The sequence below is a fragment of the Nocardioides sp. Root682 genome (genome assembly GCF_001427795.1).
Taxonomy (GTDB): domain Bacteria; phylum Actinomycetota; class Actinomycetes; order Propionibacteriales; family Nocardioidaceae; genus Nocardioides.
In genome coordinates this window covers 774,886-798,762 of sequence record NZ_LMHJ01000003.1, presented here as the reverse complement: position 1 = coordinate 798,762, position 23,877 = coordinate 774,886, and the positions used below count along the sequence as shown (strand labels likewise).

20 protein-coding genes are annotated in these 23,877 nt (G+C 70.2%); 7 read left to right on the top strand and 13 right to left on the bottom strand.

Going from position 1 to position 23,877, the window contains the following annotated elements:
* Positions 1–93 precede the first annotated feature (93 nt).
* From ASD84_RS19130 to dapE, 3 genes are read right to left on the bottom strand one after another with little or no spacing between them, the layout of a single operon-like run.
* Complete coding sequence (locus tag ASD84_RS19130; RefSeq protein WP_235531224.1) at positions 94–429, bottom strand: DivIVA domain-containing protein; 336 nt, start codon at positions 427–429, stop codon at positions 94–96.
* A 10-nt stretch (positions 430–439) separates the two neighbouring features.
* Positions 440–1,168, bottom strand: coding sequence for a TIGR00730 family Rossman fold protein (locus ASD84_RS19125; RefSeq protein ID WP_056713824.1), 729 nt, complete (start codon positions 1,166–1,168; stop codon positions 440–442).
* Positions 1,165–2,283: a succinyl-diaminopimelate desuccinylase gene (dapE, locus tag ASD84_RS19120; RefSeq protein ID WP_235531225.1), complete on the bottom strand. Its 1,119-nt coding sequence runs from the start codon at positions 2,281–2,283 to the stop codon at positions 1,165–1,167. Before dapE ends, ASD84_RS19125 begins: the two co-directional genes overlap by 4 nt.
* A gap of 132 nt (positions 2,284–2,415) precedes the next feature.
* Here dapE and ASD84_RS19115 point away from each other — a divergent pair, with 132 nt between their 5' ends.
* Entirely contained in the window at positions 2,416–3,855 is a 1,440-nt protein-coding gene (locus tag ASD84_RS19115) for a hypothetical protein (RefSeq protein ID WP_056713816.1), read from the top strand.
* Positions 3,856–3,861: 6 nt separating this feature from the next.
* Here ASD84_RS19115 and ileS read toward each other — a convergent pair whose 3' ends face one another.
* Positions 3,862–7,101, bottom strand: a complete 3,240-nt coding sequence (gene ileS, locus ASD84_RS19110) for an isoleucine--tRNA ligase (RefSeq protein WP_056713812.1) — start codon at positions 7,099–7,101, stop codon at positions 3,862–3,864.
* Positions 7,102–7,383: 282 nt separating this feature from the next.
* On the opposite strand from ileS, the gene ASD84_RS19105 reads away from it, so the two are divergent.
* Together ASD84_RS19105 and ASD84_RS19100 are read left to right on the top strand one after the other, a co-directional pair.
* Entirely contained in the window at positions 7,384–7,890 is a 507-nt protein-coding gene (locus ASD84_RS19105) for a DinB family protein (protein ID WP_235531226.1), read from the top strand.
* Positions 7,891–7,894: 4 nt separating this feature from the next.
* On the top strand, positions 7,895–8,689 hold the full coding sequence (locus ASD84_RS19100) for an acyl-CoA thioesterase (RefSeq protein WP_056713807.1): 795 nt from the start codon (positions 7,895–7,897) through the stop codon (positions 8,687–8,689).
* A gap of 1,765 nt (positions 8,690–10,454) precedes the next feature.
* On the opposite strand, the gene ASD84_RS19085 is transcribed toward ASD84_RS19100, so the two are convergent.
* From ASD84_RS19085 to ASD84_RS19060, 6 genes are all read right to left on the bottom strand, one after another.
* Positions 10,455–11,453: a DUF808 domain-containing protein gene (locus tag ASD84_RS19085; protein ID WP_056713798.1), complete on the bottom strand. Its 999-nt coding sequence runs from the start codon at positions 11,451–11,453 to the stop codon at positions 10,455–10,457.
* Positions 11,454–11,503: 50 nt separating this feature from the next.
* Entirely contained in the window at positions 11,504–12,583 is a 1,080-nt protein-coding gene (locus tag ASD84_RS19080; protein ID WP_056713796.1) for an acyltransferase family protein, read from the bottom strand.
* Between the two features lie 62 nt (positions 12,584–12,645).
* Positions 12,646–13,671 carry an SIS domain-containing protein gene (locus ASD84_RS19075; protein ID WP_056713792.1) on the bottom strand — a complete coding sequence of 342 codons (1,026 nt, stop codon included), beginning with the start codon at positions 13,669–13,671 and terminating at the stop codon, positions 12,646–12,648.
* 16 nt (positions 13,672–13,687) lie between these two features.
* A complete protein-coding gene (locus ASD84_RS19070; RefSeq protein ID WP_056714928.1) occupies positions 13,688–13,867 on the bottom strand; it encodes a Trm112 family protein in 180 nt (59 codons plus the stop codon).
* 11 nt (positions 13,868–13,878) lie between these two features.
* Positions 13,879–15,255, bottom strand: a complete 1,377-nt coding sequence (locus tag ASD84_RS19065; RefSeq protein ID WP_056713789.1) for a phosphomannomutase/phosphoglucomutase — start codon at positions 15,253–15,255, stop codon at positions 13,879–13,881.
* Positions 15,256–15,279: 24 nt separating this feature from the next.
* Complete coding sequence (locus tag ASD84_RS19060) at positions 15,280–15,651, bottom strand: DUF3499 domain-containing protein (protein WP_056714926.1); 372 nt, start codon at positions 15,649–15,651, stop codon at positions 15,280–15,282.
* 159 nt (positions 15,652–15,810) lie between these two features.
* Between ASD84_RS19060 and ASD84_RS19055 the strand changes: the two genes are divergently transcribed.
* The gene (locus ASD84_RS19055) at positions 15,811–16,200 is read left to right on the top strand and encodes a metallopeptidase family protein (protein ID WP_235531179.1); all 390 of its coding nucleotides are present in this window, start codon (positions 15,811–15,813) and stop codon (positions 16,198–16,200) included.
* Between the two features lie 35 nt (positions 16,201–16,235).
* On the opposite strand, the gene ASD84_RS19050 is transcribed toward ASD84_RS19055, so the two are convergent.
* From ASD84_RS19050 to ASD84_RS19040, 3 genes are read right to left on the bottom strand one after another with little or no spacing between them, the layout of a single operon-like run.
* Positions 16,236–17,696, bottom strand: a complete 1,461-nt coding sequence (locus ASD84_RS19050) for a DUF5719 family protein (RefSeq protein WP_056713783.1) — start codon at positions 17,694–17,696, stop codon at positions 16,236–16,238.
* A complete protein-coding gene (locus ASD84_RS19045; protein ID WP_056713781.1) occupies positions 17,689–20,574 on the bottom strand; it encodes a glycosyltransferase family 2 protein in 2,886 nt (961 codons plus the stop codon). The genes ASD84_RS19050 and ASD84_RS19045 overlap by 8 nt, the downstream gene beginning before the upstream one ends.
* Positions 20,575–20,626: 52 nt before the next feature.
* A complete protein-coding gene (locus ASD84_RS19040; protein ID WP_056713775.1) occupies positions 20,627–20,881 on the bottom strand; it encodes a WhiB family transcriptional regulator in 255 nt (84 codons plus the stop codon).
* Between the two features lie 141 nt (positions 20,882–21,022).
* Here ASD84_RS19040 and cofD point away from each other — a divergent pair, with 141 nt between their 5' ends.
* The 3 genes from cofD to ASD84_RS19025 are packed head-to-tail and all read left to right on the top strand — an operon-like array spanning position 21,023 to position 23,870.
* On the top strand, positions 21,023–22,093 hold the full coding sequence (cofD, locus tag ASD84_RS19035) for a 2-phospho-L-lactate transferase (protein ID WP_235531178.1): 1,071 nt from the start codon (positions 21,023–21,025) through the stop codon (positions 22,091–22,093).
* On the top strand, positions 22,081–23,076 hold the full coding sequence (gene cofE / locus ASD84_RS19030) for a coenzyme F420-0:L-glutamate ligase (protein WP_082573832.1): 996 nt from the start codon (positions 22,081–22,083) through the stop codon (positions 23,074–23,076). The genes cofD and cofE overlap by 13 nt, the downstream gene beginning before the upstream one ends.
* A gap of 44 nt (positions 23,077–23,120) precedes the next feature.
* Positions 23,121–23,870, top strand: coding sequence for a DUF3105 domain-containing protein (locus ASD84_RS19025; RefSeq protein WP_056713772.1), 750 nt, complete (start codon positions 23,121–23,123; stop codon positions 23,868–23,870).
* Positions 23,871–23,877 lie beyond the last annotated feature (7 nt).

Below are 23,877 nucleotides of genomic sequence, written 5' to 3'. Positions count from 1 at the left end.
CGCCCTGTGCACCCGACTTGTGCGCTGCACCATTATCGCCCATGCCACGCAAACCGCGCAGCCACGGGTGGGTGTCGCCCGGTCGGCGTGAGCTCAGTCCGACGGGTCCTCCTCAGGGACGTCGGCTCCGTCGGTGGACGATCGCCCCCAATAATCGGGGGTCCTGACCTTCGCACGGGGTTCCATCTCGCTCGCCAGCCGGCGGAGCAGCGCATCGACCTCCGACATCCGGTAGCCGCGAAAGGCCAGCGAGAAACGGACCTTGCGGAGATCACCGGCCTCGATCCTGCGGTCGGCAGGGACCAGCGCATCAGGACGGTCGTCGTACGCCGGAGCCATCGGCTCGCCGTGACCGGCGGCCAGCATCGCGACTCCGCCCATGGCGAGCACGATGAGGACGGCGAACACCCACATCATCGGATGGGACACGGATTCCTCCTCAGGCGTGCCGCTCGCGGGCGGCCACCATCAGCGCGACGGCCTCGTCGACGTCATCGGTCAGGGTCAGCATGTCGATGTCGGTCTGCTTGATGCGGGCGTCCGCGAGCATGGAGCCCTGCATCCAGTCGATCAGGCCCTGCCAGTACTCCACGCCCATCAGCACGATCGGGAACTGGGTGATCTTGAGGGTCTGGGACAGCGTCATCGCCTCGAAGAGCTCATCCAGGGTGCCGATGCCGCCGGGCAGCACGACGTAGCCCTGCGAGTACTTCACGAACATCATCTTGCGGACGAAGAAGTACCGGAAGTTCAGCCCGAAGCCCACGTAGTCGTTGAGCTTCGCCTCCCACGGGAGCTCGATGCCGAGACCGACGCTCTCGCCGCCGGCCTCCATGGCGCCCTTGTTCGCTGCCTCCATGGCGCCGGGACCTCCACCGGTGATGACGGCGAAGCCGGCCTCGACCAGCGCAGCGCCCACGCGGACACCGATGTCGTAGGCGGGGTGGGTCGGAGGAATCCGCGCCGATCCGAACACCGAGATCGCCGGTCCGAGCTCGGCAAGGTCGTTGAAGCCCTCGACGAACTCCGCCTGGATCTTCAGCACCCGCCACGTGTCGGTGTGCACCCAGCCGCCGTCGCCGCGGCTGTCGAGCAGCCGCTGGTCGGTCGTCGAGCCCTCGGGGCGTCCCTTGCTGGGGCGCGGTCCGGGTCCGTTCCGCTTCGTCATCGCTGAACCTCTCGTGTCGGGTCGGCTGGAACATCCGCTGGAACATCGGTGAGGAGCCACTGCCGCAGCTGCCGTTCGCACTCCTCGATCTGCGCCACCTCGACGAACTCCTCCTGCTTGTGGGCCAGCAGGGGGTCGCCCGGTCCGTAGTTGACCGCCGGCACGCCCAACGCGGTGAACCGGGCCACGTCGGTCCACCCGAACTTCGGGTTGACCTCGCCGCCGACCGCGTCGACGAAGGCCCGCGCCGCGGGCTGGTCGAGCCCCGGCAGTGCGCCGGGCGCGGAGTCGGTCAGCGTGACGTCGAAGCCGTCGAAGAACTCGCGGACGAACGCGAGCGCGTCGGTCTCGGAGCGGTCGGGCGCGAACCGGAAGTTCACGCTGACCACGCACTCGTCGGGGATCACGTTGCCGGCAACGCCACCGCTGATCCCGACCGCGTTGAGTCCCTCGTGGTACTCCAGCCCGTCGATGACGGGCCGCCGGGCGTCGTACTCGTTCAGACGGGTGAGTACGGCGGCCGCCGCGTGGATCGCGTTGACGCCCTTCCAGCTGCGAGCCGAATGCGCCCGCTCACCGCGGGTGCGTACGTCGACGCGCAGCGTGCCCTGGCAACCGGCCTCCACGACGCCGTTCGACGGCTCCATCAGGATGGCGAAGTCCGCCTCCAGCAACGCCGGGTCGGAGACGCTGAGCAGCCGGAGTCCGTTGAGTGCGGAGTCGATCTCCTCGCAGTCGTAGAGCACGAAGGTGACGTCGTGCACGGGCTCGGGCACGGTCGCGGCGAGCCGCAGGATGACGGCGTCGCCACCCTTCATGTCGCAGGTCCCCAAGCCGTGCAGCAGGCCGTCCTCGAGGCGGCTCGGCAGGTTGTCGTTGAGGGGCACCGTGTCGAGGTGCCCGGCGATGACGACCCGCGACGGTCGGCCGAGGTCGGTCCGCGCGACGAGGGTGTTGCCGTGCCGGGTGACCGTCAGGTGCGACAACCCCTGCAGGGCCACCTCGACGGCGTCGGCGATCACCTGCTCGTTGCGGCTGACCGACTCGATGTCGACCAGCGCCCGGGTCAGGGAGACGACGTCGGTGGAGAGGTCGAGATCGTGCGGAGGGCTCACCGGACCAGTCAAGCAGGCCCGCCCACGCCGCCCACCCATCCGGGCCCGGCTTCACTCATGGTTTCGCGAAATGTCTGCCCGGGTACCCCAGAAGGGTCACCAGAATGGTTTGTCGATCTCGGGAGAAGCAGGATGGCCTACGACTACGAACAGCTCGATTCGCTCCTCGACGACGCGGCCCGCGAAGCCGCATTCGCCGACCTCACCCGGCGAGAGGGCTGGGACTACGACGCCGGCAAGGACTACGTCGTCAAGACCGAGAACTACGGCGAGAGCTCCAGCGTGCAGACCGTCTACTTCGACGGTCGCGCCACGCTCGGTGGCTACAACATCGGAGCGACCAGTCCGACCGAGCCGTTCCCGTCACTCGCTGAGGAGTACGCCGGCATGGTGTCGGGGTGGCGCAGCAAGCTCGACCAGACCGTGTCCGGTTGGGACGGCGTACCCAAACCAACGGTCCTCGACGATGCCAGGACGCAGTGCCTGCTGGGCGTGCAGAAGCTCGCGGGCGGCACCGGCAACGGGGGTGCCCAGTTCGGCAACCCCGACCTCGAGGCGATCGGCTACATCCGGAAGTTCATCCCGAGCCCGGACCAGGCCGGTCAGACGATCAGCGCGTTCTACACCAACTACGGACCCGAGCGCCTGGAGACGGTGCTCGACGGGCACTGCGAGGCAGTGGCGGCGCTGGGGGTGGCGATCACGGGCACGCAGAAGCTCTTCGAGACGTGCCGGGAGGACGTCGCCAACCTCGTCGGCAACGTGAAGGAGGCGTTCAAGCAGACCCGCAAGGACTACTCGAACCTCCAGACGATCCAGACTGTCCTGACCGTCGTACAGGCGACGGCGGGCGTGCTCGGTGTCTTCATCGGACCCGGTGTCGGTACGGCGGCGATCGGCGGGCTGAGTGCGGGCACGTCCTTCCTCAGCACCGCCCTCGGCCTGCTCCCGAAGCCGACCGAGGCCAAGCTGCCCTACAGCGGTTCCTCGCCCAATGACGTCTACAACGACTTCAAGAAGGCCTTCAGCACCCTCGAGGAGAAGGCCAAGGCGCAGGACGACGGTCTGGACGCGATGCTCGAGAACATGCTCGCGGCGGTCGTCAACCCGGTGAACCGGCTGAACTTCCACGTCCACCCCGGCGAGGACGAGGCGGCGATCGGCGACACGATCGACGTGAAGTACCAGACGCTCGAGCACATCGGCTACGAGTCCATGCCGACGGTGGCGCGGGCGTTCCTCCAGGCTGCCGACCAGGTCGAGGCCAGCAACCAGATCAACGCCTGGATCCGCACCGGCATCGTCGGCGCCGGCACCTACGGCTGCTACTTCGCGTGGCGCGACCTCGCGTACCAGCTGACGCCGCTGCTCAACGACACCGGCGCCGAGGTCGTCCGCGCAGGTGAGTCACTGGCCGAGGCCGCGGGCTACCTCCGCGACAGCGACGGCTGGGCCAAGGACAAGCTCGGCGCCAACTACAAGGAGCTGGAAGGCGCCGAGCTCGGTTGGCAGGACCCGTACGTGCCGCCGCCACCGCCGCCGCGGCCGCACGGCGGCCCGCAGCCGTACTGACTCCGGTCAGGCCAGCGTCACCCGGACGGCAGCCTGCTCGCCGTCACCCACCACGACGGTGGCGCCTTCGCCGTCCGCGCCCTCACTGACCGTGTACGACGTCGCGAGGGTCTCCCCCGCGATCAGCGCCTCGTGCGTGGTGGCTGCCGCGAGGACCGCTGCCGAGCCGGACACGACCAGCTCGATCCGGTCGGTCACGTCCAGACCGCCGTCCTTGCGGGCCTGCTGGACCGCACGGACGAGGTCACGGGCGAGGCCCTCCTCGGCGAGCTCGGGCGTCACGACGGTGTCGAGCACGACGAACCCACCGGTCGGGAGCATGCCGGTGGCGGCACCCTCGGCGGCGTCGCCGACGGCCGTCTCCAGGGAGAACTCCCCCTCGACGAGAGCGAGGCCTCCCGAGGTGACGGTGCCGTCCTCGGCCACCGACCAGTCGCCCGTCTTGGAGCCCTTGATCGCGAGCTGGACGTCCTTGCCCAGGCGCGGCCCGGCGGCGCGCGCGTTGACGGTGAGCTTCTGCTCGACGCCGTACCCTTCGGCCTCGCCGGAGTCCGCTGCCACGAGCCGCACCGACTTCACGTTGAGCTCGTCGGCGATGATCTCGCTGAACGGCTCGAGCGCACTCGGCTCGGCCACCACGACGGTCAGCTGGCCCAGCGGAAGCCGGTTGCGCAGCTTGGCCGCCTTGCGCAGCGCCGACGTCGCGGAACAGACCTCACGGACCTGGTCCATGGCAGCGACGAGCGCGTCATCGGCCGGCAGTGCGGACACGTCGGGCCAGTCCGCCAGGTGCACCGAGCGGCCACCGGTCAGTCCGCGCCAGATCTCCTCGGTGGTCAGCGGCAGCAGCGGGGCGATCGCCCGGCACACGACGTCGAGGACGGCAGCCAGCGTCTCGAACGCCTCCGGCTTGCCCTCCCAGAACCGCTCGCGGGAGCGGCGGACGTACCAGTTCGTGAGCACGTCGAAGAACGCACGCGTGGTCTCACAGGCGTCCGCGATGGCGTACTCGTCGAGCTCGGCGGTCAGCTTCTCGACGTACTGCCTGGTCTTGGCGAGCAGGTAGCGGTCGAGCGGGTCGGTCGAGTCCGTCGACCCCTTGGCGTCGTAGTGCTCGGCGTTCGCGTAGAGCGCGAAGAAGTACCACGTGTTCCACAGCGGGATCATCACCTGGCGCACGGCCTCGCGGATGCCCTGCTCGGTCACCACGAGGTTGCCGCCGCGCAGGATCGGGCTCGCCATCAGGAACCAGCGCATCGCGTCGGCGCCGTCGCGGTCGAAGACCTCGGAGACGTCGGGGTAGTTGCGCAGCGACTTCGACATCTTGTTGCCGTCGGAGCCGAGCACGATGCCGTGGCTGATGCACGAGGAGAACGCCGGCTTGTCGAAGAGCGCGGTCGCCAGGATGTGCAGCGTGTAGAACCAGCCGCGGGTCTGGCCGATGTACTCGACGATGAAGTCCGCCGGGAAGTGCTGCTCGAACCACGTGGTGTTCTCGAACGGGTAGTGCACCTGCGCGAAGCTCATCGAGCCGGAGTCGAACCACACGTCGAGCACGTCCGAGACGCGGCGCATCGTGGACTTCCCGGTCGGGTCGTCCGGGTTGGGGCGGGTCAGGTCGTCGATCCACGGGCGGTGCAGGTCGCGCAGGCCCTGGGCGTTGAGCGGCAGCCGCCCGAAGTCGCGCTCGATCTCGTCGAAGGAGCCGTAGACGTCGATCCGCGGGTACGTCGGGTCGTCGCTCTTCCACACCGGGACCGGGCTGCCCCAGAAGCGGTTGCGGGTGATCGACCAGTCGCGGGCGTTCTCGAGCCAGCGGCCGAACTGGCCGTCCTTGATGTGGTCGGGCGTCCAGCGGATGTCCTGGTTGAGCTGCCCCATCCGGTCCTTGATCTTGGTGACCTCGACGAACCACGACGAGACAGCCATGTAGATCAGGGGTTCGCGGCAGCGCCAGCAGTGCGGGTACGAGTGGTTGTACGACTCGCGGCGCAGGAGCACCGTGCCCGGGCTGACCGCACCGGTCCCGGCCTTCAGGTCACCGATGATCTGCGGGTTCGCGTCGAAGACCTGCATGCCTTCGTAGTCGGTCACGGGGAAGGTGAACCGGCCGTCCTTGCCCACGGGTACGACGGTCTCGACTCCAGCGGCGTCGAGGACAGCCTTGTCGTCCTCACCGAAGCCGGGAGCCAGGTGCACCAGCCCGGTGCCGTCCTCGGTCGTGACGAAGTCGGCCACCAGCACGCGGTGCGCGTTGTCGGCTCCGGCGTAGTAGGTGAACGGCGGCGTGTAGCTGCGGCCGGCGAGGTCGGCACCGGTCAGCGTCTCGACGACCGTGAGGTCGTCGGCCGAGCCGGTCGAGACCAGTTCCTTCGCGTACGACGCCAGCCGGGCCTTGGCCAGGAGGTACCGCTCCACGGAGCCGGTCGGCAGGTCGGACTCGACGACGACGTACTCGACGTCAGGGCCGACCGCGATCCCCATGTTGGACGGAAGCGTCCACGGCGTCGTGGTCCAGATCAGCGCGAGCTCGCCGGAGTCGAGGCGGAACCCGACGGTGAGGGCGGGGTCCTGCCGGTCCTGGTAGACGTCGTCGTCCATCCGCAGCTCGTGGTTGGAGAGCGGGGTCTCGTCGTTCCAGCAGTAGGGCAGGATCCGGAAGCCCTCGTAGACCAGGCCCTTGTCGAACAGGCCCTTGAAGGCCCACAGGACCGACTCCATGAACTCCGGGTTCATCGTCTTGTAGTCGTTGTCGAAGTCGACCCAGCGCGCCTGGCGGGTGACGTACTCGCGCCACTCACCGGAGTACTTGAGCACCGAGGCGCGGCAGGCGTCGTTGAACTTGTCGATGCCCATCTCGACGATCTCGTCGGTGGTCTTGATGCCGTTGAGGCGCATCGCCTCGAGCTCGGCAGGCAGGCCGTGGGTGTCCCAGCCGAAGCGGCGCTCGACGCGCTTGCCGCGCATCGTCTGGTACCGCGGCACGATGTCCTTGACGTACCCGGTCAGCAGGTGACCGTAGTGCGGGAGGCCGTTGGCGAACGGTGGGCCGTCGTAGAAGACGAACTCGTTCTCGCCGCTCTCACCCGGGTCGTGCTGCTCGACCGACGCCCGGAAGGTGTCGTCCTCGGCCCAGTAGGCCAGCACCCCCTCCTCGATGGCGGGGAACTTCGGGGAGCCGGGAACGGCACCCTGCCCGTTGCTGGGGTCGGCGGTCGGGTCGGTGGTGACCTTCGGATAGGTCATCTGGCTTCGGTCTCCTGCGTCGGATGTCACTGCGGTCTCAAACCGCAGGGACGATCCTTCAGGACCGCGGTACCACCCTGCTTGTCCCTTGCGGGACCTCTCGTTCATGGCTGTGACGGGCCACCCGCCGGGTTCTACTGAGGTTTCGGTGGTGGAGCTTGTCGAAACCCGTTCTTCCCGGAGCTCACCGCTGATGACGGCTCGAACGCTGGTGCCCACAGCGTACGGCTGCTGGGGGTCGTTGGGAAAATGGGATTGCGCGGGCGTTCTACGGTGGGGCCCATGTCTGATGCTGCTGCCGGAGAATTGGCCAACTACCGCGACTACCTCGGCGAGTACCGCAAGATGTTCGGCCGCAAGTGCGAGGACCTGTCCCCCGAACAGCTGGCCACGCGGTCCGTGCCGCCGAGCACCCTGAGCCTGCTGGGCCTGGTCCGGCACATGGCGTACGTCGAGCAGGCCTGGTTCCAGCGCGCACTGCAGGGCAATCTCGACGAGCCACGTCCGTTCACTGATCCTTCCGACCGGGACTTCGACTTCAACGCCGCCGTCGGAACCGCCGAGTGCGTCGAGGATGCCTTCACCGAGTGGCGGCGCCAGATCGCCCTGGCTGACGAGTGGTTGGACACGCAGGACGACGAGTCGATGGGCGCCGACGTGGTCTACAACAGCGACGGAGAGACCTGTCCGGTGCGCGACATCCTGGTGCACATGGTCGAGGAGTACGCCCGGCACTGCGGTCACGCCGACCTGCTGCGTGAGTGCATCGACGGCGTCACGGGAGAATGACCGGGTGAGACATCTGCTCGACGAGGCCGTCGCATCCGTACACACCGCCGACGGCACCCATCGGGTCGAGGTCACGGCCGACTGGGACACCGCCAACGGGACGGCCAACGGGGGCTACGTCCTTGCCCTCCTGCTGCACGCCGTGCTCCAGGAGTCGGCCCACCCCGATGCCCTCAGCATCGCGATCACCTACTTCCGTCCGGGCCGGCCGGGCCCCGGCGCCATCACCGTCCGTGAGGTCCGGGTCGGGCGCCGCGTGTCGACGTACGACGCCGTCCTGGTCCAAGAGGGGAAGGAGGTCGCTCACGCGGTCGTCAGCACCCACGACTGGGACGTGGCCGGAACCTTCGAGCACGCACCGCATGCGGCGCCCGTCGTACCGGCGCCGGAGGACTGCCAGGACATCAGCCCCCTGATGTCGTTGGGCAACGCGCCGATCCTCGACCGCTACACCTACCGTGCCCCGACGGTCCCCGGCTGGCTGACCGGCAAGCCCTCGGGCACCACCGAGTCGCTCTGCTGGATCCGGATGACCGACGAACGTCCGGTCGACGCCCTGCTCGCCGGCGCGATGACCGACGCGTTCCCGCCTGTGACCGCCGAGGTCGGCCACCTCGCCTCGGCGACGATCCAGCTCACGGTCCACTTCCGCCGCCGTCCCGAGACGGTGTGGGCGCTCGGCCACGTCGTCACCCGTCACGTGCTCGCCGGCTACCACGACGAGGACGTCGAGCTCTGGGACGACCAGGGCCGCCTGATCGCGCAGTCGCGGCAGCTCGCCATCCTCGCCAACGGCTGAGTCGGTCTCTCAGCGCACAGCAACAGCGTCGTTGCTCTACAGCCAGGGGCGACACCCGCCGCTCGTTGGTCGAGGAGGTTGCGCAGCAACCGTCTCGAGACCACCCACCGTCCATCAACTCTCCACAACCCAAGTGGAGACTTTCCCCTGTCCACAGGCGGGTTTCCGGGCCGTGGTTGTGTCGCCACCTCGTGATCCAATACAGGTATGGAGCAGGGGAACAGCGAACTGACCGGACGGCATGAAGGCCGCCCGGTCAGCACGTTGCTCGACCTGGTGACCTGGGCCAACCAGCACACCGTCACCACCCCGGAGCAGGCCGCGACCATCATCGACGGCGTCATCGACACCGGCGTCCCGATCGCCGGCGACGGCGCACCTTTGGTGTCGGAGTTCGCGTTGATGGAGCTCGTCGCCGTCCTGGGCAGGTCCCCGGACGGTGGCCGGGCGTACGTCGGTCGGATCATCGAGTGCGCCTGGCGCCTGCCCAACATCTACTCCGCTGTGGTCGAGGGCAGGTTGGCGCCGTGGCGGGCCGAACGCATCGCTGACCTCACCCGGTCGCTCAACGCCGAGGCTGCGGCTTTCGTGGACCGCCAGCTCGCCGCGGTCGGTGGCGTGGGGTGGGCCCAGCTCGACCGCCTCGTCACCGAAGCCATCCTCCGGTTCGACCCCGAACGTGCCGAGGCCGAACGCCAGGCCGCGAACGAGGAGCTGTTCGTCAACGTCGACCGCCAGGTCGACCAACACGGACGCGTCCGCATCGACGCCCTGGTTGATGCCGCGGACGGACACGACTTCGACCAGGCCGTCAACCGGCGCGCGATCCAGCGCGGCAAACTCGGCGACGACTCGTCCCTGGACGTGCGACGCGCACGCGGTGTCGGTGACATGGCTCGCCAAGACCTGTCCCTGGACCTGCTGTTCGCCGACGAGGAAACCGGCGAAGTCACCGTCCAGTCCCCGGGNAACTCGGCGACGACTCGTCCCTGGACGTGCGACGCGCACGCGGTGTCGGTGACATGGCTCGCCAAGACCTGTCCCTGGACCTGCTGTTCGCCGACGAGGAAACCGGCGAAGTCACCGTCCAGTCCCCGGGTCGCAAGGTCGTCCTCAACGTCCACATCACCGACACCACCATCACCGGGTCTCGAGACGGTCGCAGCGCGACCTCCTCGACCAACGACGAGAACCCGTTCGCGAAGCCCGACGCGAACCCGACTGGAAATCCGGTCGGGCGGTGGGAGGACAAGCAGGTCCCGATCAGCACGGCGCAGATCAAGGAATGGCTCCGCGCAAGGGACACCACTGTGATCGTCCGCCCCGTCATCGATCTGGCCGACTGCGTCCCGGTCGACTCCTACGAGATCCCCGACCGCATCCGCCGACGGGTCCAGCTCAGGGATCACGCCTGCCGGTTCCCCGGCTGCGGGGTCTCGACAAGCTCGACCACCGGGCGATCCTGCGACCTCGACCATGCGCAACCGCACGGGCAGGGCGGCGTGACCTGTCCGTGCAACCTCGTCCCCCTGTGTCGACGACACCACCGCGCCAAGACCCACAGCAGATGGCGCTACGCGATCGTGTTGCCCGGGCACTACCTGTGGACCAGCCCGAACGGCCGACACTTCCTCGTCGGACCCGACGGCACCCAAGCCCTCGACGACTACTGACCACCACGCCCCGCACCCCGCCCACCAGCGGGGCTCGAGGCACGCCCAGGTGCGAGCTCAGCGGCCACGACCTCCAAAGGGGCGGGATCGGGTCAGTGCACAGCCCCCGGGGTGTCCGACGACTCGTCCACGTCGTACTGCTCGATCGGGTCCTTGTCACCGGTGAAGGGCAACACCCGGACGACCACGACGACGATCGAGCCGACGACCAGGCCGATCACCGCGGAGATGCCGGTGTTGGCGAGCCACGCGAGGATGCCGCCGAGGAAGCCGTGGATCGCGTGCTCGATGTCGTGCTCGATGCCGTGGACCCACTCGTACGGCGCATCCCACCAGCCGACCTCGTGGATGTTGACGAGCAGGATGTGGCCGCCGACCCAGAGCATCGCGACGGTGCCGACGACGGAGATGAACGCCAGCAGCTTCGGCATGCCGGCAACCAGGCCGCGCCCGATCACCTTCACGACCGAGGCCTTGCGCTGGGCGAGATTGAGGCCGACGTCGTCCATCTTCACGATCAGGGCAACGACGCCGTAGACGGCAATGGTGATGACGATGGCGACGACGACGAGGATCGCCAGTCGGGCCCAGAAGCTCGCGTCATCATCGATGTCGGCGAGCGCGATCACCATGATCTCCGCGGACAGGATCAGGTCAGTGCGGATCGCACCGGAGATCATCGCCTTCTCGGCCTCCGGGCTGACCTCGGTGACCGGGGTGTCGTGTTCGCCGTGGTCCGAGACCATGTGCCAGACCTTGTGCGCTCCCTCGTAGGCCAGGAACGTGCCGCCGGCCATCAGGATGATCGGGAGCAGGTCCGGCAGGAACTCACTGAGCAGCAGCGCGGCCGGCAGGATGATGAGCAGCTTGTTGCGGATCGAGCCGATCGCGATCTGCTTGACGATGGGCAGCTCGCGCTCGGCGGCGAGGCCGCGGACGTACTGCGGCGTCACTGCCGTGTCGTCGATGACCACACCGGCAGCCTTGGTCGTGGCGCGACCGGCCGCAGCACCGACGTCGTCGACCGACGCGGCCGCGAGCTTGGCGATGGCAGCGACGTCGTCGAGCAGACCGAAGAGTCCGGCGCTCACGCGGCCAGTCCATTCACGGAGATGGTCGTGGTGATGGGCATGGCGGAAGGCTACCGGCCCACGGTGACCGGCTCTCCCACCAGTTCGAGCTCCCGCTCCTGCTCCTGTACGACGACCGCCAGCGCCACGGCGTCATCGACCCTCTTGTCGGCGGACGCGAACGGATCCACCAGGTGCTGGAGGAACTGTCGTACGGGCGGAGCCGCCAGCCCGAGCGCGATCACGAGGCCGCAGACCGTCGCCGCGGCCAGCCCGAGCCACGGGCGTCCCTCGGCCCATTCCGGGAACCCGGCGTACTGCAGGCCCTTCACGGCGAAGCCGTGGAACAGGTAGACGACCATCGTCGCCGCGCCCATCCGGGAGAACCAGCCGCCCGTCCGGGGCACGACCGCCAACCACGCGACGGCGCCCGCCATCCCGACACCGAGCACGAGCAACCGCGTCAGGACAGCGGTCTGGTCCGAGGCGTCGAGGAAGTCGTACGGCTTGAAGTAGAGGTAGTCACCATCGGCCCAGCGGTCGAGGTTCAGCGCGAGCAGGCCGATGACCGCGAACGCCGCGACGCCGAGCACCCTGGCCGACCGCGAGCGCAGCGCCTCGAGCCGCTCCGGCGTCGCCTTCAACCCGAGCACGAAGAACGGCAGCAGGCCCAGGATCCGCGCGAAGTCGAAGAGCTGTGAGAACTCCCCGTCGATGAAGCCGCTGGCGAGGCTGATCGCCACGGCGACGACGACACCGCCCCACAGCGGGCGGAACACCGGCGTGAGGAGTCGCCACACGATCAGCGCGGGGAGGTACCAGAGCGGGAAGTGCGGATCAGTGAACAGGTCGACGAGGTTCTCGCCACCCACCTTGATCCGGAAGAGCGCGAGCGCTGCCTCGAACGCGAGGTACGGGACGGCCAGGGTCGTGACCAGCTGCCACATCCGGCCCGGTTCCCACGTGAAGGCACGCGACAGGTAGCCGGAGACGAAGACGAAGGCCGGCATGTGCCACAGGTACAGGAAGTCGTACAGGCCCCCGCCGGGACCGCCGGGAGGCAGCAGCGCCCACGTGTGGCCGAGCACCACCAGCGCGACGAGCGCCATCTTCGCGTTGTCGAGCCAGGGATCCCGAGAGGTGGAGGCCATCGATCCTTGGTACCCGAAGTCACTGAGAGAAGTCCAAGTGTCTGACAACCCGACAACGGGCCTCAGTCAGGCACGAGGCCCAGCCGGAGGTACTCGGCAGCGTAGGTGCCGTTCAGCAACAACGAGGCGTAGCGATCGACCTCGCCCGCGGCCTCGGACGCCACGTGCTCGATCCGGACGTCGTGGGCCAGGCACGCCTCCTCGAGCCGGATCCGCTGGTCGCGGACCACCGGGTCGTCCAGCCCGTCGTCGAGGATCACCAGCACCGGTCGACGGTCCCCCGCGTCATCGGCGAACGGGTCCGCGAACACGTTGCGGGCGCGCGCCGCCTCGATGACGGGCAGGAGGTGCTCGGCGTCGCCGGCCAGCGCCGTGCGCCCGGAAGTACGACGAATCGACTCCGCGACGCGTCGCGCGGCCCGGGCAGCCAGGACCGATCCGCCCCAGACCAGCGGACTGGCGTCGGCCAGCGAGATCGCCAGCATCTTCGCGGGGTTGATCGAGATGTCGCGGTTCGGGGAGCACGCGATGGCGACCACGTCGAGGGCGTCGGCCACGGCGTCGGGGTCGGCGTTCGGGCCGAGCTGGACCTGGTCCAGGAAGGACAACATCGCCACCGCGGTGGCGAGCTGGTCGGCCGTGTCCGTGGGCAGGATGGTGGTCCACCGGCCGGTCGCGTGCTGGGCGACCAGCGACTCGGGCGGCGTGGCGACCACAAGCTGGCAGCCACGTCGGGCCGCTTCCGCCACGGCCGAAGCCGTGCCGGGGTCCGAACCCTCGGGCGCGAGCACCACGACCAGGTCGAGGCTGCCCGCCCAGCCGGGAAGCGCCGGCGCTGGCCAGGCCACGAACGGTACGGGGCAGAAGGGTTCGAGGACCGCCCTCAGCAACCGGGAGTCCGGGCCCGCGGCGATCACCGCACGCGGACGGGTGTCGCTGGCGCGGGAGACCGCTTCGGCGATCGCCTCAGCGGCGGCACCCACCTCACGTCGTACGCGGGCGCCGGACTCGGCCAGCGTGCGCAGTCGGAGGTCGGCGCTGCCCAGGGCGCTCTGGTCATCCAGGCGGGACTCGTCGAACCAGACCATGGCGAGGACCTGGCGCTCAGGCCGGGGAACGAGCCTCGTCGACGAGCAGCACCGGGATGCCGTCGCGCACGGGGTAGGCCAGGCCGCAGCCGCCGCACACCAGCTCGTCGGTGCCGTCGGCCCCAGCGGCGGGGGTCAGGGTGAGGTCGCCCTTGCAGGCGGGGCAGACGATGATCGCCAGCAGCTCGGGGGAGATCTCGGGAGTGCTCACTTGCCACCCCGGATGATCGCCAGTGCTTCGTCGCGGACTCGGGCCATGGTGGGCTCGTCCTTTCCTTCGGCGTTGAGCCGCAGCAGCGGCTCGGTGTTGGAGGCGCGTACGTTGAACGCCCAGTCGGCATGGCTGATGCTCAGCCCGTCGAGCTTGTCGATCGTGACACCCTCGCGGGCGCCGTACTCCTTCTCGAGGGCGACCAGCACGGCGCCCTGGTCCTCGACGGTGCTGTTGATCTCACCGCTGAGCGGGTAGCGCTCGTACTCGTCGAGCAAGCGCGAGAGCGGGACGTCGGCCTCGGCCAGCGCAGCCATTGCGTGCAGCGCCGCGAGCATGCCGGAGTCGGCGCGCCAGAAGTCGCGGAAGTAGAAGTGGCCACTGTGCTCGCCGCCGAAGATAGCGTCGGTCTCGGCCATCGTGGCCTTGATGTAGGAGTGGCCGACGCGCGTGCGCACCGGGTTGCCACCCAGCTCGGACACGATCTCGGGCACCGCGCGCGAGGTGATCAGGTTGTAGATGATCGTCGAACCCGGCTCCTTGGCGAGCTCGCGGGCCGCGATCAACGCGGTCAGCGTCGACGGGGAGACCAGCTCCCCGCGCTCGTCGACGAGGAAGCAGCGGTCGGCGTCGCCGTCGAAGGCCAGACCGATGTCGGCGCGCTCGGCAAGCACTCGCTTCTGCAGGTCGACGAGGTTGGCGGACTCGATCGGGTTGGCCTCGTGGTTCGGGAAGGTGCCGTCGAGCTCGAAGTACATCGGCACCATGTCGACCTGGTCGGCGAGCCGCTCGAAGACGGCGGGCGCCGTGTGGCCGGCCATTCCGTTGCCGGCGTCGACGACGACCTTCAGCTTGCGGCCCTTGACCGGGGCCAGCGACAGCAGGTGGGCAGCGTAGGCCTGCAGCACGTCGAGGTTGTCGACCGAGCCGGCGCTCGCGCCCGTCGTCGGCGCACCCGCCGCGATGCGGTCGCGGATCTCGGCGAGCCCGCTCTCGACACCGACCGGCTGCGCGTGGGCACGGCACATCTTGATCCCGTTGTACTGGGCGGGATTGTGGCTTGCGGTGAACATCGCGCCGGGGAGTCCGAGGTGGCCCGAGGCGAAGTAGAGCTGGTCGGTCGAGGCAAGGCCGATCATCGTGACGTCCGCACCCGCAGTCGTCGCGCCGTCGGCGAAGGCGCCGGCGAGGGACGGCGAGCTGGGCCGCATGTCGTAGCCGATGACGACGGCGTCGATCCCGAGCACCTCGACGTAGGCCGATCCCGCTGCGCGGGCCAGGTCCTCGTCGAGTTGCTCACCGACGATGCCGCGCACGTCGTAGGCCTTGAAGACCTTGCTCAGGTTGTCCGGTGAGGTCGTGGCACTGGCCATGAACGGGACACTAGTGCAAGCCCCTCAGTCGTCCGAGGTGAGCATCCTCAGATGGCCCTTGCGGCCGGTCTCGCGACCCGTCTCGCGGACCGGCTCGACCACCTGTCGGACGATCGGTCGCGCGGCCTCGCGGACCGCGTCGGCGAGGGCGAGCAGGTCGTCGCCGCTGGGGCCGGCCTGCTGCGTGCCGAGCGCCAGGCGCAGGACCTCCCAGCCGCGGGGGGCAGAGAGCCGCTCGCTGTGCGTCTCGCAGAGGTCGTAGGCATGGGGTTCGGCGAACGTGGCCAACGGACCCAGCACAGCCGTGGAATCGGCGTAGACATAGGTCAGGGTCGCCACGGCGCGCCGGGCGCAGGCCGTGCGGGAGCAGGTTCGGAGTCCCTGCTGGGCCGGAATCGCGCTCACGGCGCAGACGCTACCGCTCGGACGGGGCCACGGTGGCTAGGCTCGCGGATCGTGGAGCCAGAACAGTCGGGCGCAGAACAGTCGGACGCAACACCGGGCCGCCCGCGTCCTCGCCGGGACCGTCGCGGGCGGGGTGTCCGGGGGCCGGCCGTGCTCCCCCGGTCCGGGCCGCTCGGCTCCCCGCGCCCGCCTCGTCCGCGCAGCCGGCGCGAGGTCTTCGACCGGATCATGCTGGACGTCGTCACCGAGATCGACGGGCGCTGGTCCGCGCGTCTGGGCCTGGTCGAGTACGCCGTCGAGGACACCCCCCAGCTCCCCGACGACTGGGACTCCGGCCGGGTGCCGCTCTCCTCGCTCGTGCGCGGGACCGGCGCGACGCCGACCCGCCTGGTCGTGTTCCGTCGCCCCCTCGAGCACCGGGCAGCGGACCGCGCGGACCTCGAGGCGATCGTGCTGACGGTGGTCGTCGAGCAGGTGGCCGAGCTGCTCGGCATCGATCCGAGCGAGGTCGACCCGCGCTACCCGGCCGACCCCGACTGACTGCTGCCTGCGGCTGCTGACCGCTCTGCTGACCGCTACTGGGGCACGACGACCGGGATCCGCGAACGGAGCTCGGCAGCGCGGACCCGGATCGTGGCAAGGCCCGGCTGCCGTCCCGTCGCAGGGATCGACACGATCGCGCCGATCGAGGTGTTGCGTGCCTCGACGGTGATGGCGACCGCGGTGGGCGGCAGTGCCAGGCTGGCCGCCCGGTCCGGCGCGACCTCCACCGGCTTGTCGGCGAGCATCTTGCCCGCGGCGTCGTACGACTTCACGTGGACCACGCCGGTGCGGGTGGCGCCGCCGAGCAACAGGGTCTTCGCGCCCACCGGGAGCACGGCGGCCGCCGGGTCGCGCAACGAGGGCACCGGGGCCAGCAGGACCAGGTCGGTCCTGGTGAGCAGGCGCATGGAGGGGACGACAGGACCGGTCGACTCGAGCTCGATGCCGACGACGCCCTTCGCCGCGTCACCGGAGAGGATGCCGCTCAGGCCGACCGCCTTGACCGAGTGCGGAGCGACCGTGATCTCCTCCGCGCCCGTCGGCGTGAACGCCGCTTCCGCCGTCACCAGCCGCGTGGTCACCCGGACCTCGTCGTCGCCCGGATTGGCCACGAACAGGGTCGGGCTGACCCGCCTGTCCGGGATCCCGAGGATCAGGTTGGTGGTCGCGGGCTCGGCGTTCGTCGGCAGGAAGTCGGTAGTGACCCGGCCGCGGCCGAGGGGGTCCCAGGTGTTGCGCACCGTCGCCGTCACCCGCCCTCGGGTGACCGTCAGGTGCGCGGCCGTCTGCGCCGACATCGGCGCGACCTTGGCCAGCTCCAGCCGCTTCACGCTGTGTCCGGGAACCTGCACGCCTCGCAGGCCCGGCTCGTCGATCGGCCCAGCGGTCCCGATCAGCTCGAGGTCGACGACTGCGTCGCCGTCGTCGGGGTTCACGAGCTCGAGGGTCGTCGCGTAGCGCGCCGACGCGTTGAGCCCGACCAGCCATTCGTCGTACGACGGGGCACGGCACTCGGGCACGGCGAGCCGGTCGCCACGACCGGCCACCAGGCCGGGGGCCGCGTCGCCCCGTGCGTCGAGCACGGTCGCTCCGCCACTGGCAGGTACGACGACTCCACCGCCGGCTGCGACCGCGAGCTCGGCACCTTCCTTCGTCTCGCCCTGGGCGCTGCCGTTGCCCTCGGAGTCGACCGGTGCGGCACCGGTGCGGACGGACACCTTGCCGCCGGGGACTCCCGGGGTCCGGACCGCCCGGACGGGGCCGCTGGTGGCGTTGATGCCGGCCGGGCAGACGACGGTGGCGGCGGTCAGGGTGGAGGTGGCCGGCGGGCGGACCCCGGCGAGGGGGTCGCTCTCCTGGCCGATCAGGGTCACGCACAGCGCGACCACGGCCGGCAGCACGATGGCCAGCGCGACGATGATGTCGACGCGGCGCTCGGGGGTGACCACCGAGCGCCGTCCGGCACCCGGTGCGGGGTTCGGGGACTCAGTCATCGCGACTCCTTCGCAGCGGGGGCAGGGCGAGGACCACGAGCACCGGGATCGCACAGCCCTGGACGATCAGCAGCAACCAGCGCAGCCACGCCGCATGGTCCGGCAGTGGCTCGGGGCCCGGGGTGACCTGCCAGGCGCGGGTGCCGCGCTCGGAACTTGCCTGGTCGAGGCCGGAGGTCGCGTCGAGGCTCGCCGCCACGGCACCGTCGGCCGGCGCGGCCTGGACGATGTAGAGGATGCCGTGCTCCGCCAGCGCGTCGAGGGCGTCACCGTCCGGCGCGGTCACCAGCGACCGGATGATCGCCGTGATCTCGGTGTCCTCCGGCGTCAGGGCGGCCACTTCGTCCTCGCCGACCGTCGGGCCGTCGCCGCGGTGGACGTCGTACCGGATGCCGTCGTCGATGGAACCGCGCAGCACGAGCACGCCGTTCTCGGGAGCCTCCTGCGCGCGCTGGACCATGTAGACGGGTACGTCGGACGGAGCGTCGTCCGCGAGCTCCTCGCCACCCCAGCCGGCGAACCACACGAGGGCGACCAGGGGCGCGAGGACTGCCGCGACACCGCCGACGGCCAGTCCGGCCTGCACCGGTCGCGACTGGTCACCGAGATGGTGCAGGGAGAGCCCGCCGAGCACGGCCGCGGTGAGCCAGGCACCGTGCAGGAGGAGGAGTACGGCGCCCACGCCCGGCTGCTGCTCCGCCGTACCGGGAAGGTCGATGGCCGGCACGGTCAACGGGATCGCGACGAGGGCTGTCACGGCCGCCACCAGCCAGCAGATGACGACCGGGATCCGGGTCTTCGTCGGGAGCAGCGCGAACAGCGCCAGGACGGGCAGCACCAGTCCCACCTCCGGCGGGGCTCCCAGACCGGCGAGGCGCCCGGCGAGCAGGTCCCAGCCCGACGTGGCCGCCGTCGGCCACCGGCCGATGTCGAGCACGGTCGCGGCGAACGCACCCTCGAAGAGCGCCGGCAGCCACCACGGCAGCAGGACCAGCAACGGCACCGCGAGTGCCGCGACGGGCGGTCCCCAGACCGAACGCTCCCGCACCTCGTTGGGGATCAGGCGTACGGCGCTGGCCAGCAGCACGCCGATCAGCACGGCCACCACCAGCCACGCGGACGGCGCGACGGCGGTCATCAGCGCCAGGGCCAGGCCGGTGCGCAGGCCCGCGCGCCAGCGGTGCGCAGGATCAGGGTCGGCGAAGCCGAGCGCCGCGTGGGCCAGCCAGGGCAGGACGGCCGCGGCCACGACGATGCCCCAGCGCCCGCCGCCCCAGGCGCCGGCGGCGAGCGGGACCAGGGCCCAGCTCACCGATCCCCACAACAGCAGCCACCGAGGGGCGCCGTACGTCGTCGCCAGCCGGCTCACCAGGCGCAGGAACCGCCACGCGCCCCACAGGGCGATCGGTGCCGCCAGGGCCATCAACAGCGAGATCAGCAGGGACGGCCCGAACAGGGTCCCCAGGACCGCCAGCGGCAGGACGTACGGCGGCGCCGGCACCTCGCTGCCGAACCCGATCGCGTGCCAGCCCTCCAGGTGGAGACGCCACCAGGCGCCCGCCGAGTCGGGCGTCGGCGACAGGGCGCCACCGCTCAGGCCGCCGACCACGTCACGGACGCCGATCAGCAGCGCGAGCACCGTGATCGCCGTACCGACGGCGGTCGGGCTGGTGAAGAAGCGCACGACCAGACCGGTGTCGGCGAACTCGTCGTCCTCGTCACGGTGCCGGGCAGGCGGTGGGGTGTCGGATCGGTCAGCGGCGGCCATGCGTCGTCGCTCGGCGACGTCGGAGGCCTGGTTGGTCGCTGCGGCGACCAGGTCACCGAAGAAGTCGAGGCCGTGGCGGTAGGGCAGCCACCAGGGCGCCAGCAGTCGTCGGACGCGGGCCCGGTCGGCGCCGTCGGCACCGCGGGCCGCGGCGATGACCGCGGCACGCGAACGTCGGGCCGCGAGCAGCTGGCCCGGGTGGCGCAACACGGCCACGAGGGCCGCGATCTCGTCGAGACCCTCGCCCACGGCCCGGACGCAGAACAGGCCGATCATCCGCAGCACGGAGCCGAGCGCGAGTCGGACCACCTGGAAGGGCAGGGTCACCCCGCGGGCGTTGGCCAGCAGCGTGAACAGCGCGGCCCGCCGCTCCTGGAAGTGCGTGTGCCGCCCGGTCAGCGGTGTCCGCCGGACGCCACGATGCGCGGCTTCGGCGTGGAAGACCACGGCGGCCGGCACGACCAGGGTGGTGCGACCGACAGCGGCGGCGCGCCAGCCGAGGTCGATGTCGTTGCCGAAGATCGGCAGCGCGGCATCGAAGCCGCCGAGCTCCTCCAGCACCGCGCGCCGCACCAGCATGCCGGCGGAGTTGACCGCGAAGACCTCGCGGGTCTCGTCGTGCTGGCCCTGGTCGAACTCACCACGCTCGAGCCCGGTCTCGCGACGGCCGGTGCCGCTGATCGTCACGCCGAGCTCGAGCAGTCGCCGCAGGGAGGGCCACTCCCGCAGCTTCGGGCCGAGGATGTCGACGTCGGGCCGTGCCGCGGCGGCGGCCAGGAGCGCGGAGAGCGCGTCGGGAGCAGGGGTGGAGTCGTCGTGCAGGATCCAGATCCACTCCGGCTCGCGGGCACTCTCGGCCAGGGCGACGAGGCCGTCGGTGATCGCTTCGGGGAACCCTGCGCTGCCGGGCAGGCTGCGCAGGAGGGTCGGGACGTGGCCGTCCAGCGCGTCTCGCACCAGGGCGACACTGTCGTCCTTGCTGGCGGTGTCGACGGCGACGACCGAGTCGAGGGGGGCCGTCTGGGCGAGCAGGCCGTCGAGGACCGTCGGCAGCCACGAGGCGCCGTCGTGACTCACGAGGAGGACGGCGACCTCGGGATGTTGCGACACGGGAAGACCCTACGTGCGACGGTCCGAGGGGGGCGAACCGTCGTCGATCAGGTCAGACCGCGCGCTTCTTCAGCTTGCGACGCTCACGCTCCGAGAGACCACCCCAGATACCGAACCGCTCGTCATTGCCCAGCGCTGCCTCGAGGCAGTCGGTGCGTACCTCGCACGTCTGGCAGACCTTCTTGGCCTCCCGCGTCGATCCACCCTTCTCAGGGAAGAACGCCTCGGGGTCGGTCTGCGCGCACAACGCGCGTTCCTGCCACCCCAGCTCTTCGGACTCTGCTTCGACCAGGAACAGTTCTCTCATCGATTCGCCCCTTACAACTCGACCCGTGCCCGAACGACACTGTTGGAATTACATACGTGTCATACGCAAGTAGTCAAGCCCGAATCTGCTATGGACACCCGCCGGGCGTGTCGCCATGGCAGCACGGCACAGTTGACCCTTGTGGAAACGACACATGAATCGGCCCCCACGGCGGCGCCCACCTCATTGCTGCGACGGATCACCGTTCTGTCCGGCGGCATGGGCGGAGCGAAGTTCCTCCAGGGCCTGCTCCACGGTATCGCCTCGGGTCAGCTGCCCGGCGTCGCCCCCGACGCCCACGTCACCGTGCTGGCCAACACCGGCGACGACTGGTGGATCCACGGCCTCAAGGTGTGCCCCGACCTCGACACCGTGATGTACACCCTCGGCGAAGGCATCGACCTCGAGCGCGGGTGGGGCCGACGCGAGGAGACCTGGAGCGCCAAGGAGGAGCTGGCGTCGTACGGCGTCGAACCGACCTGGTTCGGTCTCGGCGACCGCGACATCGCGACCCACCTGGTCCGCACCCAGATGCTGGACGCCGGCTATCCGCTGTCCGCCGTGACCGAGGCACTGTGCCGCCGCTGGCTGACGCCGACGTACGGCGACCGACTGACCCTGTTGCCGATGACCGATGACCGGGTGGAGACCCACGTCGCGATCGCCGACCCCGAGGCGGTGAGCGGCAAGCGGGTCGTCCACTTCCAGGAGTACTGGGTCCGCCTGCACGCCGAGGTGCCGGCCGAGACGGTCGTGTTCGTCGGACTGGACCAGTCCACCCCCGCGCCGGGTGTCGTTGACGCGATCACGAACGCCGACCTGGTGATCCTGCCGCCGTCCAACCCGGTGGTGTCCGTCGGCACGATCCTCGGGGTGCCCGGCGTGCGCGACGCCGTGCGCGCGACGAAGGCGCGCGTCGTCGGCCTCTCCCCCATCGTCGGCACGTCCCACGTCCGCGGCATGGCCGAGCAGATGCTCAACTCCGTCGGGGTCGAGGTGAGTGCGGCCGGCGTCGGCCTCAACTACGGCGCCCGCAGCAACGGCGGCGTCCTCGACGGCTGGCTGATCGACGAACGTGACGCCGAGCAGGTGGCCCGTCTGGAGGCTGCCGGGCTCCCCACGGTCGCCGTACCGCTGATGATGACCGACCACGACGCGACCGCCGCGATGGCCGCGGCCGCGATCTCCCTGGTGGCACCGTGGGCCCGCTGAGCGTCATCGCCCCCGACGGCGTCCCCGAGATCGCCGCCGGTGACGACCTCGCGACGATCGTGCTGACCGCCCTCGGCACCGACGGCCTCGCGGACGGCGACATCCTCGTCGTCACCAGCAAGGTCGTCAGCAAGGCCGAGGGACGCGTGGTCCAGGGCGACCGCGAGCACTGGATCGACGTGGAGACCATCCGCCTGGTCGCCCGCCGCGGCCTGACCCGGATCGTCCGCAACCGCCTCGGCCTGACCATGGCTGCGGCAGGGGTCGACGCCTCCAACGTCGCCGCCGGCACCACGGTCCTGCTTCCCGAGGACCCCGACGCGTCCGCCCGCGCACTCCGCGCCGCCGTCGCCGAACGCGCCGGAGTCAACATCGGCGTCCTGGTCACCGACACGGCGGGCCGCGCCTGGCGCGAAGGTCAGACCGACATCGCCATCGGCGCTGCCGGGGTCGTGGTGCTCGAGTCCTTCGTCGGCCGGGTCGACGCCCACGGCAACGAGCTGGCCGTCACCGCACCGGCCGTCGCCGACGAGATCGCCTCGGCCGTCGAGCTGGCCCAGGGCAAGCTCGGCTCGCGACCGTGCGCCGTGCTGCGCGGCCGCCCCGACCTGGTGCTGCCGCCGGGCGAGCACGGCACCGGTGCGGCTGCGCTGATCCGCGAGGACGGCGCCGACCTGTTCGGGTACGGCGCCCGCGAGGCCGTCGTACGGGCCGTCGGCGGCGCCGACGCGGACCGGGCACCCTTCGGCAGCCCCGTCACCGCCCACGAGTTCGTAGCGGCCCTGCGCGCAGCCGGTCTCAGCGCCGAGATCGACAGCGACCAGCAGGTGCGGTGCACCGATGATCGCCGGGTGGCACTGGACATCCTGGCCTTTGCCCACGGCTGGTCGGTCGACCAGCCGACCGAACCGGTGGCTGTCCCGCACGAGCCAGGGAACGGCTTCGCGGACACCGACCTCCGCCTGCGCCCGGTCACTCCGTAGACTCACCGCGTTCCGCCGTACTCACCAGACGAGGTACCCACACCGTGGCCAAGTCCAGCAAGTCCGAGAAGTCGGACCGCCGCCAAGTCATCGACGACATCCGGCGCAAGCAGAAGAGCGCCGAAAAGCGTCAGGGCATGGCCATCGTGGGTGTCTGCATCGCTGTCGCGCTCCTCATCGTGGGCGTCGCCGCCTACAACCCGGTGAAGACGGCGATCGAGAAGGCGCGCTACTCCGGCACGCCCCTCGACGAGATCGGCGCGAAGGCCAGCGCCTGCAAGAAGGTCGAGACCAAGGTCGCGACCGGCAGCGGCGAGCACGTCCCGACGGGCACCCAGGTGACCTACGACGACGCGCCCCCGGCCTTCGGGTCGCACTGGAACGAGGCCGGCGTCGCACCGGACCCCGCGGCCAACCGCTACTACACCGCCGACGGCCGCCCCGAGCTCGAGGCACTCGTGCACAACCTCGAGCACGGCTTCACCATCCTCTGGTACGACGAGACCGCCGCGGACGACACCTCGGAGATCGCCGCGATCAAGGCGATCGCCGCGACCCTCGACGAGAACGACACCAACGGCCGCCTCAAGTTCAAGGCCGTCCCGTGGACGAAGAAGGACGGCAAGGCCTTCCCCAAGGGCCAGCACATCGCCCTCACCCACTGGACCCAGGACGTGAAGACCCAGGCCCAGAACGGTGTGTGGCAGTACTGCTCCGAGGTCAGCGGTGCGGCCCTCGAGAAGTTCATGCTCGACTACCCGTTCACCGACTCGCCGGAACCGTACATCCCGTAGTCTGCGC